We start from the raw sequence: 2,610 nt of genomic DNA, 5'->3' as shown, positions 1-2,610 counted from the left end.
CCATGGCAGATGATGACCCCATCATGTCGGCATACAGCTATGCCAAACGGGAAAGCGTTAGAGAGGGCTTTGTTCCAGTTCTTATCCAGGCGGATGATGAAACGCTGCTGGAGTGTCTGGTGATGAACGCCGACCCGGAGAATGATGCGGACTTCTACGAATTTGACCTCAAAACGGTAGCGGAGTATCGGAAGAAGATGCTCTCCGCTCCCGTCAAGGACGGAAAGGCTCTTTTGGAGGAATTGACCGGCCAGCGTAGAGCGGAGGCCGAGGATGATGATCTGGATTGGGATGAGGAAGTCCTGGGCGAGATGGAGGGTGGCTATGACAATGACCGCTTCTCCTGCTACTGGGACTCGGACAGTCACATGACATATCCGCTCATTCTGGCTAAAATTCCGGTAAAGAACCCCTGGGAGATATTCGCCTATCTGCCCTTTGGAAATTGGAATGAGTGTCCCGCCACACCGGACCTGATGGCAGCGGCGAAATACTGGTTCGAGCAGCATGGTGCCATCCCTGCCGCCATGAGCCACGATGAGCTGGAGTTCCTGCTCCCGGCTCCCGTTCCCAAGGAGAAGGCTATGGAAGCTGCCACAGAGCAGTACGGCTTCTGCCCGGACATCGTGGATCAGGAGCAGGATGATCCCACCGTGGGCAATCTGGCGGATGTGCTGCGGCAGTCCACCGTCTGGTATTTCTGGTGGGATTGATGTTGGGGGGGCCTGGCAATGCAAACGAAAACACTGACCATTCAACTGAATAATGAACAACTGCCCATTCTTCCAGTGGAGCCGGAAGCCTACCTCTCCTTTGCCACTCTGCCGATGGAAATGAATTGGAGTTAACAGGAAACCGGGCGGGGCTGCTCCTATTGGCGAAAGCCGCGCTGGGTATGGCAGAAACCATTCGTGAGGATGGATTTCACATCCATCTGGACGACCTGTATAGCATCAACTCCGAGGAAAAAAGTATCCTGATCCGAAAGGAGGAACGGCCAAAACCATGAAAGAAAAAGCCAGTCTGATGCTTTACAAGGGATGGATGGACAGAATATAATGAAAAAGCAAGACTTACGGGAGGGAGTATCCCATGAAAGAATTTACGGTTTTGATATGCTCAATGACAATACATCTCCTTTCAAGCAAGGGGATTGCGCTGGGGCTGGTCCTTCTTTTGTTTTGGCTTAAGGGGAGACAGCTTGGATTCCAGCCCAAAGAATGGGAAAACTATTTTTTAGGGTTGTCACAGGAAAAAGTCCTTAGGATCGCCCTTGGCATATCTGGGGTTTCCATATCTGCCGCTTCATTTTTAAGCTATATATTTCTTCAAAAGACAGGGTTTCACCATGCCTTTATAATTGCGGGCCTTATGTTTGCGGGCAGTATTTTCTGGTTCTGGCACAGATGGAAGGGAGAAAAGGGAAAGGCGTATCTTCTGAAAAGGTTTTCTGAAATTCCGCAAACGATTTTAGAAAATAGAAGTAAGGGTATTAGAGGATGAAAAAAATATTAATTCATGGTACGGGCCATAAAGCGGCAAGCTGGAAGAAAACAATTTCCTGCATGAACGATCAGGAGGATATTTTATGTCCGGATTTATGCTCGATTCTGAAGGGGAAGGAAGCTGTCTATGAGAATTTATATTCTTCTTTGATCGAATACTGCGCCGCCATGGATGGACCGTTCCACCTGTGCGGTCTTTCCTTAGGCGGGATCTTAGCATTGAATTATACGCTGGACTTTCCGGAAAAGGTAGAAACCCTTGTTTTAATTGGAACGCCTCATAAAATCCCCAAAGCGGCCCTTGGGTTTCAGAATGTGATCTTCCGGTTTCTGCCCCGGTCCGCTTTTCGGGGGATGGCATTTGATAAGAAGGACACGTTCGATTTGGTAAACTCTATGAAAAAACTGGATTTCAGAAGCCGGATACAGGAAATAACCTGTCCGGTGCTGGTCGTCTGCGGAGAGAAGGACCGCGTGAACAGGAAGTCGGCGTATTATTTTTCGCAGAATATAGAAAATGCGGCGCTGAGCGTTGCAGAAAATGCCGGACATGCTGTAAACGAGGAAAATCCAAAGGCATTGGCGAGAGTTTTGGATGAATATTATGTAGGAAAGGGATGATCGGGCATTTTATAAAACGATCTCCGGGACCGCCCGGGGAAACTGACACAGACAGCCAGGAAAGAGATTGCATCTTTCCTGGTTTTCGTTTATTATAATAAATACTAATTTTAAATTTTGACTTTATATTTCGGAGAAAGGTACAGACACCCATGGCGTGAAAGACGTATCCCGTCCAGGAGAGGGATCCGGAGGGCGGTTCTGGATGTGATGCCGTTCCTGTTCCCGGAAATGGCAGATGAGAGGCTGATATTCAGATCCATGGTGAAATGGAGCACATCATGGCCCTGGCTGGCGCATGAGCGGATGCTACGACAACTGATAAGGAGGAATGATTTATGAAGCTGCTGGAACAATGCCAGAAATGGAATGAGGAAGATGAATTCCAGAAGATCATAAACACGCTGGAGGCCATCCCTGCCGGGGAGCGCACGCCCGAGATGGACAGCGAGCTGGCCCGGGCATACAGCAATCTGGCAGAGCC

General features: G+C 49.1%; 3 protein-coding genes. All 3 read left to right on the top strand.

From position 1 onward, the window contains the following. Positions 1-713 (top strand): DUF4253 domain-containing protein (locus tag WIH05_RS00080; RefSeq protein ID WP_337424786.1); only part of this gene is annotated, 713 nt, incomplete at its 5' end. Positions 714-1,092: 379 nt separating this feature from the next. Further along, entirely contained in the window at positions 1,093-1,503 is a 411-nt protein-coding gene (locus WIH05_RS00075) for a hypothetical protein (protein WP_022273937.1), read from the top strand. Then, a complete protein-coding gene (locus tag WIH05_RS00070; RefSeq protein WP_022273938.1) occupies positions 1,500-2,126 on the top strand; it encodes an alpha/beta hydrolase in 627 nt (208 codons plus the stop codon). The genes WIH05_RS00075 and WIH05_RS00070 overlap by 4 nt, the downstream gene beginning before the upstream one ends. The last annotated feature ends 484 nt before the right edge of the window (positions 2,127-2,610 follow it).

Source organism: Alitiscatomonas sp. (assembly GCF_037242085.1).
GTDB classification, from domain to species: Bacteria; Bacillota; Clostridia; order Lachnospirales; family Lachnospiraceae; genus Alitiscatomonas; species Alitiscatomonas aceti.
Note: the sequence above shows the minus strand (reverse complement) of the source record. Positions and strands in the feature narration are given on the sequence as shown.

Bases quoted from the DNA above. Each gene is read 5' to 3' on its own strand.
- WIH05_RS00075 (WP_022273937.1), top strand. From the start codon at position 1,093: ATGAAAGAATTTACGGTTTTGATATGCTCAATGACAATACATCTCCTT.
- WIH05_RS00070 (WP_022273938.1), top strand. From the start codon at position 1,500: ATGAAAAAAATATTAATTCATGGTACGGGCCATAAAGCGGCAAGCTGG.